This is a genomic window from Streptomyces sp. NPDC050422 (assembly GCF_044458665.1).
Classification (GTDB): domain Bacteria; phylum Actinomycetota; class Actinomycetes; order Streptomycetales; family Streptomycetaceae; genus Streptomyces.
Genome location: NZ_JBITIE010000001.1, coordinates 253,384 through 266,655, shown reverse-complemented (window position 1 = coordinate 266,655; position 13,272 = coordinate 253,384). Strand labels below are relative to the sequence as shown.

Below are 13,272 nucleotides of genomic sequence, written 5' to 3'. Positions count from 1 at the left end.
GGGGTTGTTCAATTTCACCCCCCGCCCCCCCACCCCCCGGGGGGGCCGCGGTCACCCCCGCCCCCCCCCCCCCCGCCCCGCCGGGGGGGGGGGGGGCGGGGGGGGCCCCCCCCCGCCGGAAGGCCCTACAGTCGCGGGTCCACCGGCTCCGACTCGAGCGCCAGGACCGCGAAGACCGCCTCGTGGACCCGCCACAGCGGCTCCCCCTCGGCCAGCCGGTCCAGGGCTTCGAGGCCCAGGGCGTACTCACGCAGGGCGAGCGACCGCTTGTGGCCGAGGAAGCGGCCGCGCAGCCGGTCGAGGTTCTCCGGGCGGGTGTACTCGGGGCCGTAGATGATCCGCAGGTACTCCCGGCCGCGCACCTTGATGCCGGGCTGTACGAGGCGGCCCTTGCCGTCCCTGACGAGCGCGCCGAGCGGCTTGACGACCATGCCCTCGCCGCCGCGGCCGGTCATCTCCAGCCACCAGTCGACGCCGGAGCGCAGCGACGCCTCGTCCGCGGTGTCGACGACGAGCCGCCGGGTGACCTGGAGCAGACCTGTGGGGTCGTGCTCCACCAGCCGGTCCAGCCAGGACAGTTGCTCGTCATGGGGTACGGAGGCGAGCGAGCGGCCCTGGACGGCGAGGATCTGGAAGGGCGCCAGACGCACCCCGTCCAGTCCTTCCGTGCTCCAGCAGTAGCGGCGGTAGGCCTCGGTGAACGCGGCCGCGTCCTCGGCCCGCCCCCGCTGCCGGTCCGCGAGCGCGCCGACGTCGATGCCGCGTGCCGCCGCTGCCGCGAGGGCCCCGGTGGCCGCGGGGAAGACGGCTCCGGCCGCGGCGCCGACCGCCGCGTACTGCGAGCGGAGCAGACCGGCGGCCTTCAGGGACCAGGGCATCAGCTCGGCGTCGAGCAGCACCCAGTCGGTGTCCCACTCCTCCCACAGCCCCGCGGCGGTGACGGCCTCGCGCAGCCGGCCCAGCACGGCCTCGGTGAGCGCGGGGTCGTCCAGGAACGGCCGCCCGGTGCGGGTGTGCAGCACACCGGTCGGGCCGCCCTTGCCGAGGTCGCCGGGCCCGGAGTCGCCGGTCCCGAACCGCTCCCGCGCCGCGTCCGCGTCACGGCAGACCAGGGCCACGGCCCGGGAGCCCATGTGCTTCTCCTCGCACACGACCCTGTCCACGCCGTCCGCCCGGTACTGCGCGAACGCCTCGGCCGGGTGCTCCAGATATCCCTCCTCGTGCGAGGTGGCGGTCGGCGCCATGGTCGGCGGCAGGTAGGCCAGCAGCCGGGGGTCGACGGCGAACCGGCTCATGACCTCCAGCGCGGCCGCCGCGTTCTCCTCGCGCACCGCGATCCGGCCCATGTGCCGGGTCTCCACGATCCGGCGGCCCTGCACATCGGCGAGGTCCAGCGGCCGGCCCTCCCTGCCGCCCGGCGCCTCGGTGGTGAGCGGCTTCACGGGCTCGTACCAGACCTGCTCCGCCGGTACGTCGACGAGCTCGCGCTCCGGCCAGCGCAGCGCGGTCATCTTCCCGCCGAACACCGCTCCGGTGTCCAGGCAGATGGTGTTGTTGATCCAGGAGGTGGTGGGGACGGGGGTGTGGCCGTAGACCACGGTGGCGCGGCCGCGGTAGTCCTCCGCCCACGGGTAGCGCACCGGCAGTCCGAACTCGTCGGTCTCGCCTGTGGTGTCCCCGTAGAGGGCGTGCGAGCGGACCCGCCCGGATGTGCGTCCGTGGTACTTCTCGGGCAGACCGGCGTGGCAGACGACCAGCTTGCCGTCGTCCAGCACGTAGTGGCTGACGAGCCCGTCGATGAACTCCCCGACGCGCTCCCGGAACTCCGGGTCCCGGGTGTCCTCCCGCTCCAGCTGCTCGATCGTCTCGGCGAGCCCGTGGGTCTGCTGGACCTTGCGGCCCTTGAGGTAACGGCCGAGCTTGTTCTCGTGGTTGCCGGGCACGCAGAGCGCGTTGCCGTCCGAGACCATGGACATGACGCGGCGCAGCACGCCGGGGCTGTCGGGTCCGCGGTCGACGAGGTCGCCGACGAACACCGCCGTACGCCCTTCGGGGTGCGAGCCCTCCACATAGCCGAGCTTGCCGAGCAGGGTCTCCAGCTCGGAGCTGCAGCCGTGGATGTCGCCGATGACGTCGAAGGGGCCGGTGAGGTGGCGGAGGTCGTTGTAGCGGCGCTCCAGGACCACTTCGGCGTGCTCGGCCTCCTCCTCGGTGCGCAGGACGTGGACCTTGCGGAAGCCCTCGCGCTCCAGGCCGCGCAGCGATCGGCGCAGCTCGCGGCGGTGGCGCTGGACGACGTGCCGGGGCATGTCCGCACGGTCCGGGCGGGCCGCATTGCGAGCGAGGCAGACCTCTTCGGGCAGGTCGAGGACGATGGCGATGGGCAGCACGTCGTGCTCCCGGGCCAGCTGCACCAGCTGACGGCGGCTCTCGGACTGGACGTTGGTGGCGTCGACGACGGTCAGCCGTCCCGCGGCCAGGCGCTTGCCCGCGATGTAGTGCAGGACGTCGAAGGCGTCCCGGCTGGCGCTCTGGTCGTTCTCGTCGTCGGCCACCAGGCCCCGGCAGAAGTCCGAGGAGATGATCTCGGTCGGCTTGAAGTGTCTGCGGGCGAAGGTGGACTTGCCCGAGCCGCTCGCCCCGATGAGGACGACGAGGGAGAGGTCGGTCACCGGCAGGGTGCGCCCGGTCCGCCCGGTGCTGTCACGCGTGCTGTCACGCGTGCTGTCATGCGTGCTGTCACTGGTCCTGCTCATGCGGCTTTCGCCTCCTTCTCGGTCCTTCCGGCCTCGGCCGGCGCGTCGGACGTGTCGGTGTCACCGGTCGCGTTCATCGTGAACACGGCCAGCTGGGTGGGCGGCCCCACCTCGGGGTCGTCGGGGCCCACCGGGACGAACTCCACCCCGTACCCGTGCCTGCGGGCCACTTCGCCCGCCCAGTCCCGGAATTCGGCCCGGGTCCACTCGAAGCGGTGGTCGCCGTGCCGGACGTGCCCGGCCGGGAGGGTCTCCCAGCGGACGTTGTACTCGACGTTCGGCGTGGTCACGAGCACGGTGCGGGGGCGGGCCGCGCCGAACACCGCGTACTCCAGGGCCGGCAGCCGCGGCAGGTCGAGGTGCTCGATGACCTCACTCAGTACCGCCGCGTCGTAGCCCTTCAGCTGCTTGTCCGTGTACGTGAGCGAACCCTGCCGCAGCGTTACCCGGGCGGCCTGGCGCTCCCCCATCCGGTCCAGCTTCAGCCGGCGCGAGGCGATCGTCAGGGCGCGCATCGAGACGTCCACGCCGACGATCTCGGTGAACCGCACGTCCTTCAGCAGCGCCTGTACCAACTGGCCCTGTCCGCAGCCCAGGTCGAGCACCCGACTCGCCCCTGCGGCGGTCAGGGCCGCCAGGATCGCGGCCCGGCGCTGCTCGGCGAGCGGCACCGGCCGCTCCTCGGTGTCAGCCCTCTCGTCGACGGCGTTGTCGATGCTCTCGACATCGAGGTCGTCGGACTCGGCGAGCCGCACCAGCTCCAGCCGCTGCATCGCCTCCCGGGTCAGGCCCCAGCGCCGCGACAGATAGCGGCTGGTGATCAGTTTCTGCTCGGGGTGGTCGGCCAGCCAGCCCTCGCCGGCCCGCAGCAGCTTGTCCACCTCGTCCGGCGCCACCCAGTAGTGCTTGGCGTCGTCGAGCACCGGCAGCAGGACGTACAGCTGACGCAACGCGTCCGCCAGCCTCAACTCGCCCTCCAGGACGAGCCGTACGTACCGGGACTCCCCCCACTCGGGGAACTGCTCGTCCAGCGGTACGGCCACCGCGTCCACTCGCGACCAGCCGAGCGGCCCGAAGAGCTTTCGCGCCAGCTCGGCACCCCCACGGGCCGGCAGTGCGGGCACCTCGATCCGCAGCGGCATCGGCGCCGCCGCCCGCTCGGGCATCGCCTTGCAGGTGCCGCTCAGCGCGGACTTGAAGACGGTGCTCATCGCGACGGAGAGCAGCGAGGACGCGGCGTAGGGGCGGTCGTTGACGTACTGCGCCAGCGCCGCGTCAGGGGCACCGCCACGCCCCTTGCCCTTGCCCCGCCGCACCAGTGCCACGGGATCCACCTCCAGCAGCAGCGCCGCCGTGCAGTGCTCCGCGGACGCCTCGGGATAGAAGACATGCGCGATGCCATGGGAGGTGGAGAACGTCTGCGCCTTCTCGGGATGCTTGTGCAGCAGGAAACCGAGATCGGTGGCGGGACGCTCCGGGGTGCCGGTGGTACTGATCGTCAGGAACACACGTCCGAGTATGGTCCGGTTCATTCGCCCTCACCAGGCATTTTCACCTCTCCCCGGGCTTGGGTGTCGCCCCTCCTTCGTCGAGCAGCGCGGCCAGTTCCGCGATGGTGGCCGGACCGACCCGGCAGCAGCCGCCGGCCAGCCGCGCTCCGGCGTCCTGCCAGGCCCGGACCCGGCGGGTGTCGAACGTGGCGCCCCCGGTCCATCTCCTCCCCTTCGCATCCCAGCGTTCACCACTGTTCGGATAGACGACGACCGGCTTCCCGGCAGTCTCCGCCGCCGCCCGGACCGCCCCGTCCACGTCGGCCGGATCGCAGCAGTTCACCCCGGCCGCCACCACCTGCTCCTCTCCGCCGACGAGGGCGAACGCCTCCTCCAGCCGCTGCCCGGCCCTGGTCCGGTCACCGGTCACCGTGTACGAGAGCCAGACCGGCAGCCCGCACTCCCCCGCCACCCGCAGCAGCGCCTGCGCCTCGTCCGTGTCCGGCACCGTCTCCAGCGCCAGCGCATCGGGGCCGGCCGCAGCCAGGGCCTCGATCCGGGGGCGGTGGAAACGCTCCAGCTCCCGGACCGTGAGCCCGTAGCGGCCGCGGTACTCCGCCCCGTCCGCCGTCACCGCCCCGTACGGACCGACCGAGGCGGCGACCCAGACGTCCCGGTCCACCGCCCCGGCCGCCCGACGGGCCAGCTCCACGCTGCGGGCGAAGAGTCCTGCCGCTTCCGCCCGCCCGATCCCGCGCTGCCGGAACCCTTCGAAACTCGCCTGGTAGCTGGCGGTGATGAGCACCTGCGCCCCCGCCCGCACATACGCCGCGTGCGCGGCCTCGATCTGCTCCGGCCCGTCGGCGAGCAGCCGGGCCGACCACAGGGCGTCGGACAGATCGCAGCCCTGCGCCTCCAACTGGTTGGAGAGCCCGCCGTCGAGCAGGACCGTCCCCGCCGCGAGCGCGGTGGCGAGGGGGCGGGCGGGTGCACCGGCCGGGCGGCCGGGATCGTGGGCGGGTGACACCAGGGTCTCCTTGTCTCAGGCGAGCTGTGACTGGAATGGCTGGACCTGCGGCTTGTCTCAGGCGAGCTGTGACTGGACCTGCGACGAGATCAGCTCCAGGTGGTCCAGGTCGTCGAGGTCCAGCACCTGGAGGTAGATGCGCGAAGCCCCGATCGCGCCGAACCTGCCGATCTTGTCGACGACTTCCGCGGGCGAGCCGGCCAGTCCGTTCGCCTTCAGCTCCGCGACGTCCCGCCCGATGACGCCGGCGCGGCGCGCCACCTCCGCGTCGTCCTTGCCGACACAGACGACCAGGGCGTTGGAGTACACCAGGTCGTCGGGCCCGCGCCCCGCCTCCGCGGCTGCCGCCCTGACCCGGCCGAACTGCTTCTCGCTGTCCTCCAGCGAGGCGAACGGGATGTTGAACTCATCGGCGTACTGCGCTGCCAAGCGCGGCGTCCGCTTCGCGCCGTGCCCGCCGATCAGCACCGGCACCTTGGCCTGCGCGGGCTTGGGCAGCGCGGGCGAGTCAGTGAGCTGGTAGTACGTGCCGTCGTAACTGAACGTCTTGCCGACCTCGGTGGCCCACAGGCCGGTGACGATCGCCAACTGCTCCTCCAGCCGGCCGAACTTCTCCTTGGGGAAGGGGATGCCGTAGGCCTTGTGCTCCTGCTCGAACCAGCCGGCACCCAGACCCAGCTCGACGCGGCCGCCGGACATCTGGTCGACCTGCGCCACCTGGATGGCGAGCACACCGGGAAGCCGGAACGTCCCTGCCGTCATCAGTGTGCCGAGGCGGATCCGCTTGGTCTCGCGTGCCAGCCCGGCCAGCGTGATCCATGCGTCCGTCGGCCCGGGGAGGCCGTCGCCCTGCCCCATGCGCACGTAGTGGTCGGACCGGTAGAAGGCATCGAAACCGAGGTCCTCGGTCGCCTTCGCGACGGTGAGCAGTGTGTCGTAGCTGGCCCCTTGCTGGGGCTCTGTGAAGATTCGAAGATCCATGCATCCATCCTGCACCTCCGGATGCCACGCACTCCTCTCCGGTCGGTCTCCCCACGCCGCCGCGTCCCGGGCAACCCGGATGCCGGACGTTCAACCGATGTCGGCGCCCGGTCCCACCGGTCCGTGCAGCACGCCGTGCGGGCCGTCCCGCTCCCGGCCGCGCTCCATATCCTCCCGCCGCTCCCGGTCCCGCTCGTCGAGCACCCGGAGCATGCCGTGCACCCGGTCCGTCGACTCGTCGGCGGCGTCGATCGCCTCCATGCACTGCCAGTACAGGCCCTGCTCATCCGTCTCGCACGCCACCCCGACCAGGGCTATCCCCACCTCCCCGAGCAGCGCGCCGAGGCCGGCCAGGGCCGCTCGCGGATCGGCGACCTCGGAGAGCTGCGCCGCCCGGGCCACACCGGCCCGGGCCGCCGGGTGGTCCAGCGCCCCGTTGCTCCGTCCGCCGATCTCGCTGAGGCCGCTCGCCTCGCCCCGTAACTCCTTGGGGCCGCTCGCCGCCAGCCGGCTCCCGATCGCCTGCGCCAGCGCCTGGGCCTGCCAGGCCTCGGCGATGATGTCCGGCGTGCCCCGGCTCTGCGCCAGTGCCCTCCGGATGACTGCTACAAGCCGCTCCGCTTCCATCCCGTGCCCCCGTTCGACGCGAAAACCCGCTCACCTCTTCCATTACCCACAGTGAGGGTGGCGGTACCGAAAGGCCAGGGGATTTCGGAAATCTGTGGACACGAAATCGAATGTGAATAAGTCGATCACTCCGAAGAGTGACCGAAGGGGGGATCCACCGGCTCCGGCACCGGGAAGCGCCCCTCATTCCGCTCGATCTTGGCCTCCAGCGCGGCCAGCACATCGATCCCCAGCACCTCGCAGAACTGCAGCAGGTAGGCGAGAACGTCCGCGACCTCGTCCGCCACCCTGGGTGCCGTCGCGGGGTCCTCCATCACCCGCGCCGACTGTTCCGGCGTCAGCCACTGGAAGATCTCCACGAGTTCGGCGGCTTCCACGCTCAGCGCCGACGCGAGGTTCTTCGGGGTGTGGTACTGCTCCCAGTCGCGTGCGGCCGCGAATGCCGCGAGCCGCCGCTGGAGCGCGTGTACGTCGAGTTCTGTCACGGCCCCAGGTCTACCACCGCGCCTCGGCCGGGCCCGCGGGCAGCCGGCGTACCGGGGCCGCACCCGGCCAGGCGGTACCGGGGCCGCACCGTGCCAGGCGGTACCGGGTCCGCACCGTGCCAGGCGGTACCGAGGCCGCACCCGGTCACCGCGTACCGGGGCCGCCGCACCCGGTCACCGCGTACCGGGGCCGCCGCACCCGGTCACCGCGTACCGGGGCCGCCGCATCCGGTCACGGCGTACCGGATGCGTGGTGGCCCCGTCGCACGTCCCCTACGCCCCCGGCACACCCGCCGCCGTCACGCCCTCGACCTCCATGCCGACCGGAGACAGCAGGAAGACGTTCCGGTCCACGCGATGCATTCCGCTGCCCAGCCCGAAGACGACGCCGCTGGTGAAGTCCAGGATCCGCTTGGCCACATCGGTCTCGGCACTGGTCAGGTCGAGGAGTACCGGAATCTGCGCGACCAGGTACTCGGCGACCTCCCGCGCATCCGCGAAGATCTGGACCCGCAGTACCACCATGCGTCGCTGCTCGGCGCTCTGCTGCTCGTCCTGGACCGTGCGGTGGTCCACTCGGGAGGGCCACTCGTTGCGACTGCGCAGCGGTACGACCTGGGCCAGCCCCTCCCACTGCTCGTCCGTGACGTCATACCTGTCGTACCTGCTCACCGGACCACCCCGTCTGTGCATCGGTTGGCGTTGCGCCGGCTGCGCTCACTGTTCATCGGGCAATTCTCTCGCCCCTCACCCGTTCGGCCTACCAGCGACACGGTTCAGGAACCGATCGGAACCATCGGCCGGCCGTCCGGCTCCCACTCCGGGCCCGCGGACACGGTGGTGTCGAGGGGGGTGAAACGTACCGGAAGATGCACCAGAGCGCGGTGGAACGGGCCCGGTCGCCAGAGGAGTTCGCCCACCGGAACAGCTAGTTCCGCATCGCACAGCTGACTGGTGAGCTGCTCGATCGCGGTCATCGCGACGAGCAGGGCCGGCTGCTTCGCTGGACACCGGTGGGGGCCGGCCGACCAGGCCAGGTGAGCACTGCCCCCGGACCGCACCACTGCGTCCGAACTGACGGGCTCCGACTGGGTGTTGGCCGCTCCGAAGGAGACCAGGACGAGCTGCCCGGCGCGCAGCCGGACCCCGTGGAACTCGGTGTCGTGACGCGGGTAGTGCGCCGCCATATTGGCGATCGGCGGATCCTGCCACAGGACCTCGTTGATCGCCTCGTGAGCGGTCATCGCACCACCGTGCAGTGAGCCCGCGTACCGCTCGTCGGTGAGCATGTGCAGGATCGCGTTGCCGATCAGGTTGGTCGTCGGGTCGTGACCCGCACTCATCAGCAACGTGATCTGACGCACAGTCTCGTCGTTGTCCAGGTTCGCCGGATGTGCGAGGAAGTACGAGGTGAGGTCGCGGCGCGGCCGGGCCCGCCGGTCGGCGACGAGGCGGGTGACGACGTCGACGAGGTCGGCGTACGCGGCGGCGGCGCCCTCGGCCGAGTTCATCATGCCGCCGATGCCGCCCACGATCCGTTCGCCGTCCGCGGGATCGACGCCGAACCAGGTGACGAAGACGTGCAGCGGGAGCCGTCGGGCGTACTGGGTGACGAGGTCGCCGCTCCCCGTCTCCGCGAACGCCCCGATGAGCTGCTGGGCGACCCTGGCCACCTCGGCGCGCAGGATGTGCGGTTCGATCAGGGCGAGGGTGTCGTTGATGGCCTCGCGGTAACGGGTGTGCTCCGCGCCGTCGCTGAACAGCGCGGTGGGGCGGTGCCCGAGCACGGGCAGCACCGGGGAGTCCGCGGGGACCGTCGCCTGCCAGGCGCGGGGGTCCTTGCTGAACGTGTGGGTGTCGCGCAGCAGATCGACGGCCGCCTGGTAGTCGGTGACGAGCATCGCCTCGACGCCGGGGGCGATCCGGACCGGCGCGAGGGGGCCCTGCTCGCGCAGTCTGCGGTAGTGGCCGTGCGGGTCGGCCGCGAAGTCGGGGCCGTACAGCGCCATGGGCTGAGGCGGCTGCGGATGTGAAGTCATGACGGGTCCTCGGGCTGCGGCAGTCGGGTCAGCACGTGCTCGGCCAGCGCGATCAGGGCGTCGATGCTGCCGCGCCGCTCCCTCGCGTCGCACTGGACCAGCGGGGTCCCGGCGTCGAGGTCGAGATGGGCGCGCAGGACCTCGTCGCTGTGGGCGGGGGCGTCGGGGAAGCGGTTGACCGCGACGGCGTACGGCAGGCCCTGCTCCTCGACCATGTCCATGACGGCGAAGGAGTCGGCGAGCCGGCGGGTGTCCACCAGGACGAGCGCGCCCAGTGCCCCGCGCGCGATGTCCTCCCACAGCGGCAGGAACCGATCCTGGCCGGGGGTGCCGAACATGTACAGCACGAGGTCGTCCAGGACGGTGAGGCGCCCGAAGTCGATGGCGACCGTCGTCGTGGTCTTCTCGGGGAGCCCCGCGGTGTCGTCGAGCAGGGTGCTGGACTGGGTCATCGCCTCTTCGGTGTGGAGCGTCGGGATCTCCGAGAGGGTCCGGATCAGGGTCGTCTTGCCCACGCCGAAGGGACCCGTGACGACAAGTTTCATCAGGGTCCGGGCGGCAGCCGGCAAGTAGCCGACGTCCGTCCGGTCAGTGGAGGGAGCGGAGTCCAACGAGCAGCCTCTCGACGAGCGACCGGTCGATCTCCCCGGCACTGGGTATCGGCGGTCGCGTGAGCAGAAGTCCGGCGGCCGCGAGGTCCGTGGCCAGGAATACGGTGGCGCTGACCGGCAGGTCCAGATGGGCCGCGCACTCGACGACGGTGAGGGCGCCCGGCTCCAGCAGGTCGCACAGCCTGCGCTGCTCCGAGCCGGTGTCCTGCGGCAGGGCCTCCTCGGTGCGCACGAGCACGGCGAGCCGGTCGAGCGCGGGACCGGTGGGCCGGGACCGGCCTCCGGTGACGAGGTAGGCGGGGATCAGGCGGCGTCCTGGGCCGGCTGTCATGGCCGGGGTGCGGAGTCCGGTTGGCGGGCGGGCGCGTGCATCGCCCGCGTCAGCGCGGTGACCTGCACCTGCATCTGGTAGGCGATGTCGCCGAGCTTGGCGCCGGGTTCGGCGAACAGGGCGAGCGTGGTGTTCTTCCCCGCCGGTACGACGATGGCGAAGCCCAGGTCCGACTCGACGACCGTCTGGGCCAGTTGCGGGGCCTCCACGTTGGTGAAGGCGGTGGTGAAGGCGCGGGCCGCGGCGTGCAGCGTGGCCGTCATGGCGGCGACCCGTTCGCCGGACGCCCGGTCGAGGCCGGGTGAGGCGCCCTCGATGAGGCCGTCGCCGGTGGCGACCACGGCGTGCTGGACTCCGGGCAGTTCCAGCAGCGGGGTCAGCACCCATGCGAGGTCACCGGTGGTGGGGCTGGGGGCGCTCACTTCTCGTCGTCTCCTTGGTCGTCCTGGTCGCCCAGGTGGTCGTGGCCGTCGGCATCCGGTGCAGGGGCCCGCCCGGCGACGCTCCTGCCGATCAGGGTGCCCTGCTGGAGTGCCGCCCAGGAAGACTCGGCCTGTTCGGGTGTACGGGACACCCGTCCGGCGGCCGGGGCGGCGGGGGTCGTTTCGGCGGCCACGGGGCGCGGCGCGCGCCGGCGTCTGCTGGGCAGCCCCGAAGGTGCCGCGGAGGGCGGCGGTTCCTGCGGTACGGGCTCCGCGAGGGCGGCCGGGCGCTCCGGGCCGGGGGCGGCCGACACGGGCACCGGGGCCAGGACGGAAAGGGTGTGGTCGTCCTCCAGCACGGTCAGCAGATGAGCGGGGACCCGCAGGATCGTTCGCATGCCACCGAACGGCGAGGCCTCGATGTGGCAGTGGAAGCCGTACTGCACCACCAGCCGGCCGACGACGGCGAACCCGGTCTGCGGTGGGTCGCCCAGCTCGGTCAGCAGCACCTCGGCGGGCCCGGCCAGCAGCGCGCGGGCACGGTCGAGCGCGTCGTCGTCCATGCCGATGCCCGCGTCGTCGACGACGAGGAACGCGCCCCGGCCGCCGCTCTGCTGGACCGTCACCTGCACATCGGTGTCGGGGTGCGAGTAGGCGGTGGCGTTGGCGAGCAGCTCGGCGAGGGCGATCGCGAGGGGTTCGGCCGCCCGTGCGGCGAGTGCGAGGCGCTCGTCGCGCAGGTGGTTGGCCACCTTGATCCGCTCGTAGCCGGCGACCCGGGACTGGGCGCCGAGCACGATCTCGACGAGGGGTGAGCTCTGCCGGGCCAGGCCCGGCCACGCGTCGCAGAGCACGGCGGTGGACTGGGTGCGGCGCAGCGCGAGTTCGTTGCGGAAGTCCAGTTGCAGGATGCGCGGATCGTCGTACTCGTGCTGGAGTTCGTGCAGCAGCTGCTGGGACTGGTTGAGCAGGGACTGGATCTTGGCCGAGGTACCGCGCATCGCCGCGCGGGCGGCCGCGTCGACGCGCTGCCGCTCCTCCATGACCGCGGTCCTGGCCGCCTGCACGGCCTCGGTGAGCAGCCGGGCCGCGCCGCCGTCGACCTCGGCGGCCTCCCGCAGTCCGGGGACCTGGGCGCTGGGGTGGGAGAGGGCGAGCGCGGCGGCGGGGATCCGCTTGTGCGCCAGCTGCCGGATCTCGTCGACGAGGGCCGCGGTACGGGCCTCGGCGGCCTTCGCCTGGCGTTCGGTGAGCTCTGCGTGGGCCACGGCCAGCTGTTCCGAGCGGTTTGCCCGGTAGGCGCGTGCCGTTGCTGCCACGGCGGCTATGACGGCGACCACCGTCACGATCCATGCCATGCCGTTACCGCGTTTCTGTCGTCGGGTCGGTCCTGTGGCCGGGGCGGCAGAGGACCGGGCGGTCAGTCCGCCCGGCCAGCCGTCCCACGGGCCTGCTCCACTTCTTGCGCGACCGCTGCGACGTCGGTCATGACCTGGAGCACGCCGGGGAGTTCGGAGCCGTCGAGCTGCCGGTACTCGCTGCCGATCGTGACCACCAGCCGCTCGGGGAGGCCGAGTTCGGGGTGGCGCCCCTCCCCGATGACCCGGCGGGCCGCCTCGACGGCGGGCACCCCGGCGGTGTGGAAGGCGTGGGCGCGCTCCCGCACGTACTCCAGGTAGACGATGTGGTCGCGTACGCCGGCCCGGTCGAGGACGGGTCCGTGACCCGGCACGACGGTCTCGGCCCCGGTGGCCAGTACCTGTTCACAGGCCGCGATCACATTGCTCAGCGGACCGGCCCAGTGGATCGGGTGGTCGCCGGGCTGCTGCGGGGTCGAGGAGAAGATGATGTCGCCGCTGAACACGACGCCCTGCGCGGGCAGGTGGACCATGAGGTCACCCGTGGTGTGCGCGGACGGCAGGGACGTGATGCGGACGGGGTACTCGCCCAGGGTCAGTTCGAGCTCCCCGGTGAAGTAGGTCGTCGGCCGGACCGGGTCGGTCTGCGACCAGTCGAAGGGGCCGAAGTGACGGCCGAGGTAGGCGCCGAGCGCGGTGGCCGGATCGCTCCCGTTGACCAGGGCGTGCTGCTGCTGCGGAGTGGGCTCGTAGTGGATGTGCTCCCGGGCCTCGCGGGTCGCGATGATCTCCGCGTCGGGGAGCACACCCGCGCCCCAGAAGTGGTCCCCGTTGGCATGCGTGACGATCACGCGGTCGATGGAGACACCGTCGGGCAGCAGCTTCGTGCTCTCGGCCAGGAACTGGCCCGCCAGCACCGTGTCGTACGGCGTGTCGATCCAGAGCGCGCCACGGGGCGAGACGAGCAGGCCGCAGTTGGCCAGCCCCCAGCCCCGTTTCGGCGGGAGCCATGCGTACAGGCCCCGGCCCAGGTCAACGACGTCTCCACCCGTGATCGACATGGTCGCGATTATGCCGACCCCGATCCGGTCGCGCGTTCGAACCCGGCCACGACCCGGCTCCGTTGGCGTGAAATCGCCCCTCCG

General features: G+C 72.1%; 13 protein-coding genes. All 13 read right to left on the bottom strand.

Annotation, left to right across the window (positions count from 1 at the left end; genetic code table 11):
- Positions 1–125 precede the first annotated feature (125 nt).
- The 13 genes from ACIBJG_RS01120 to ACIBJG_RS01060 all read right to left on the bottom strand — a co-directional run bounded on the left by ACIBJG_RS01120 (position 126) and on the right by ACIBJG_RS01060 (position 13,188).
- Positions 126–2,756 carry a polynucleotide kinase-phosphatase gene (locus ACIBJG_RS01120; RefSeq protein WP_399302608.1) on the bottom strand — a complete coding sequence of 877 codons (2,631 nt, stop codon included), beginning with the start codon at positions 2,754–2,756 and terminating at the stop codon, positions 126–128.
- Positions 2,753–4,264: a 3' terminal RNA ribose 2'-O-methyltransferase Hen1 gene (locus ACIBJG_RS01115; RefSeq protein ID WP_399302606.1), complete on the bottom strand. Its 1,512-nt coding sequence runs from the start codon at positions 4,262–4,264 to the stop codon at positions 2,753–2,755. Before ACIBJG_RS01115 ends, ACIBJG_RS01120 begins: the two co-directional genes overlap by 4 nt.
- A 43-nt stretch (positions 4,265–4,307) precedes the next feature.
- A complete protein-coding gene (gene mmuM / locus ACIBJG_RS01110; protein WP_399302604.1) occupies positions 4,308–5,273 on the bottom strand; it encodes a homocysteine S-methyltransferase in 966 nt (321 codons plus the stop codon).
- Between the two features lie 57 nt (positions 5,274–5,330).
- Positions 5,331–6,254: an LLM class F420-dependent oxidoreductase gene (locus tag ACIBJG_RS01105; protein ID WP_399302602.1), complete on the bottom strand. Its 924-nt coding sequence runs from the start codon at positions 6,252–6,254 to the stop codon at positions 5,331–5,333.
- Positions 6,255–6,344: 90 nt separating this feature from the next.
- The gene (locus ACIBJG_RS01100) at positions 6,345–6,881 is read right to left on the bottom strand and encodes a DUF6099 family protein (RefSeq protein WP_399302600.1); all 537 of its coding nucleotides are present in this window, start codon (positions 6,879–6,881) and stop codon (positions 6,345–6,347) included.
- 125 nt (positions 6,882–7,006) lie between these two features.
- Positions 7,007–7,366, bottom strand: coding sequence for a nucleotide pyrophosphohydrolase (locus tag ACIBJG_RS01095; protein WP_399302599.1), 360 nt, complete (start codon positions 7,364–7,366; stop codon positions 7,007–7,009).
- 273 nt (positions 7,367–7,639) lie between these two features.
- The gene (locus ACIBJG_RS01090; RefSeq protein WP_399302597.1) at positions 7,640–8,059 is read right to left on the bottom strand and encodes a cell division protein SepF; all 420 of its coding nucleotides are present in this window, start codon (positions 8,057–8,059) and stop codon (positions 7,640–7,642) included.
- Between the two features lie 83 nt (positions 8,060–8,142).
- Positions 8,143–9,405 carry a cytochrome P450 gene (locus ACIBJG_RS01085; RefSeq protein WP_399302595.1) on the bottom strand — a complete coding sequence of 421 codons (1,263 nt, stop codon included), beginning with the start codon at positions 9,403–9,405 and terminating at the stop codon, positions 8,143–8,145.
- Entirely contained in the window at positions 9,402–10,016 is a 615-nt protein-coding gene (locus tag ACIBJG_RS01080) for a GTP-binding protein (RefSeq protein ID WP_399302593.1), read from the bottom strand. Before ACIBJG_RS01080 ends, ACIBJG_RS01085 begins: the two co-directional genes overlap by 4 nt.
- The gene (locus ACIBJG_RS01075) at positions 9,994–10,347 is read right to left on the bottom strand and encodes a DUF742 domain-containing protein (RefSeq protein ID WP_399302591.1); all 354 of its coding nucleotides are present in this window, start codon (positions 10,345–10,347) and stop codon (positions 9,994–9,996) included. The genes ACIBJG_RS01080 and ACIBJG_RS01075 overlap by 23 nt, the downstream gene beginning before the upstream one ends.
- A complete protein-coding gene (locus tag ACIBJG_RS01070) occupies positions 10,344–10,769 on the bottom strand; it encodes a roadblock/LC7 domain-containing protein (protein ID WP_399302589.1) in 426 nt (141 codons plus the stop codon). The genes ACIBJG_RS01075 and ACIBJG_RS01070 overlap by 4 nt, the downstream gene beginning before the upstream one ends.
- Positions 10,766–12,127, bottom strand: coding sequence for an ATP-binding protein (locus ACIBJG_RS01065; protein WP_399302587.1), 1,362 nt, complete (start codon positions 12,125–12,127; stop codon positions 10,766–10,768). Before ACIBJG_RS01065 ends, ACIBJG_RS01070 begins: the two co-directional genes overlap by 4 nt.
- Positions 12,128–12,189: 62 nt before the next feature.
- Positions 12,190–13,188 (bottom strand): MBL fold metallo-hydrolase, encoded by a 999-nt coding sequence (locus ACIBJG_RS01060; protein WP_399302585.1) that lies wholly within the window; start codon positions 13,186–13,188, stop codon positions 12,190–12,192.
- Between the last annotated feature and the right edge of the window lie 84 nt (positions 13,189–13,272).

Coding starts and splice junctions, on each gene's coding strand:
- ACIBJG_RS01120 (WP_399302608.1), bottom strand. CDS start 2,756: ATGAGCAGGACCAGTGACAGCACGCATGACAGCACGCGTGACAGCACG.
- ACIBJG_RS01105 (WP_399302602.1), bottom strand. CDS start 6,254: ATGGATCTTCGAATCTTCACAGAGCCCCAGCAAGGGGCCAGCTACGAC.
- ACIBJG_RS01100 (WP_399302600.1), bottom strand. CDS start 6,881: ATGGAAGCGGAGCGGCTTGTAGCAGTCATCCGGAGGGCACTGGCGCAG.
- ACIBJG_RS01090 (WP_399302597.1), bottom strand. CDS start 8,059: ATGCACAGACGGGGTGGTCCGGTGAGCAGGTACGACAGGTATGACGTC.
- ACIBJG_RS01085 (WP_399302595.1), bottom strand. CDS start 9,405: ATGACTTCACATCCGCAGCCGCCTCAGCCCATGGCGCTGTACGGCCCC.
- ACIBJG_RS01075 (WP_399302591.1), bottom strand. CDS start 10,347: ATGACAGCCGGCCCAGGACGCCGCCTGATCCCCGCCTACCTCGTCACC.
- ACIBJG_RS01065 (WP_399302587.1), bottom strand. CDS start 12,127: ATGGCATGGATCGTGACGGTGGTCGCCGTCATAGCCGCCGTGGCAGCA.
- ACIBJG_RS01060 (WP_399302585.1), bottom strand. CDS start 13,188: ATGTCGATCACGGGTGGAGACGTCGTTGACCTGGGCCGGGGCCTGTAC.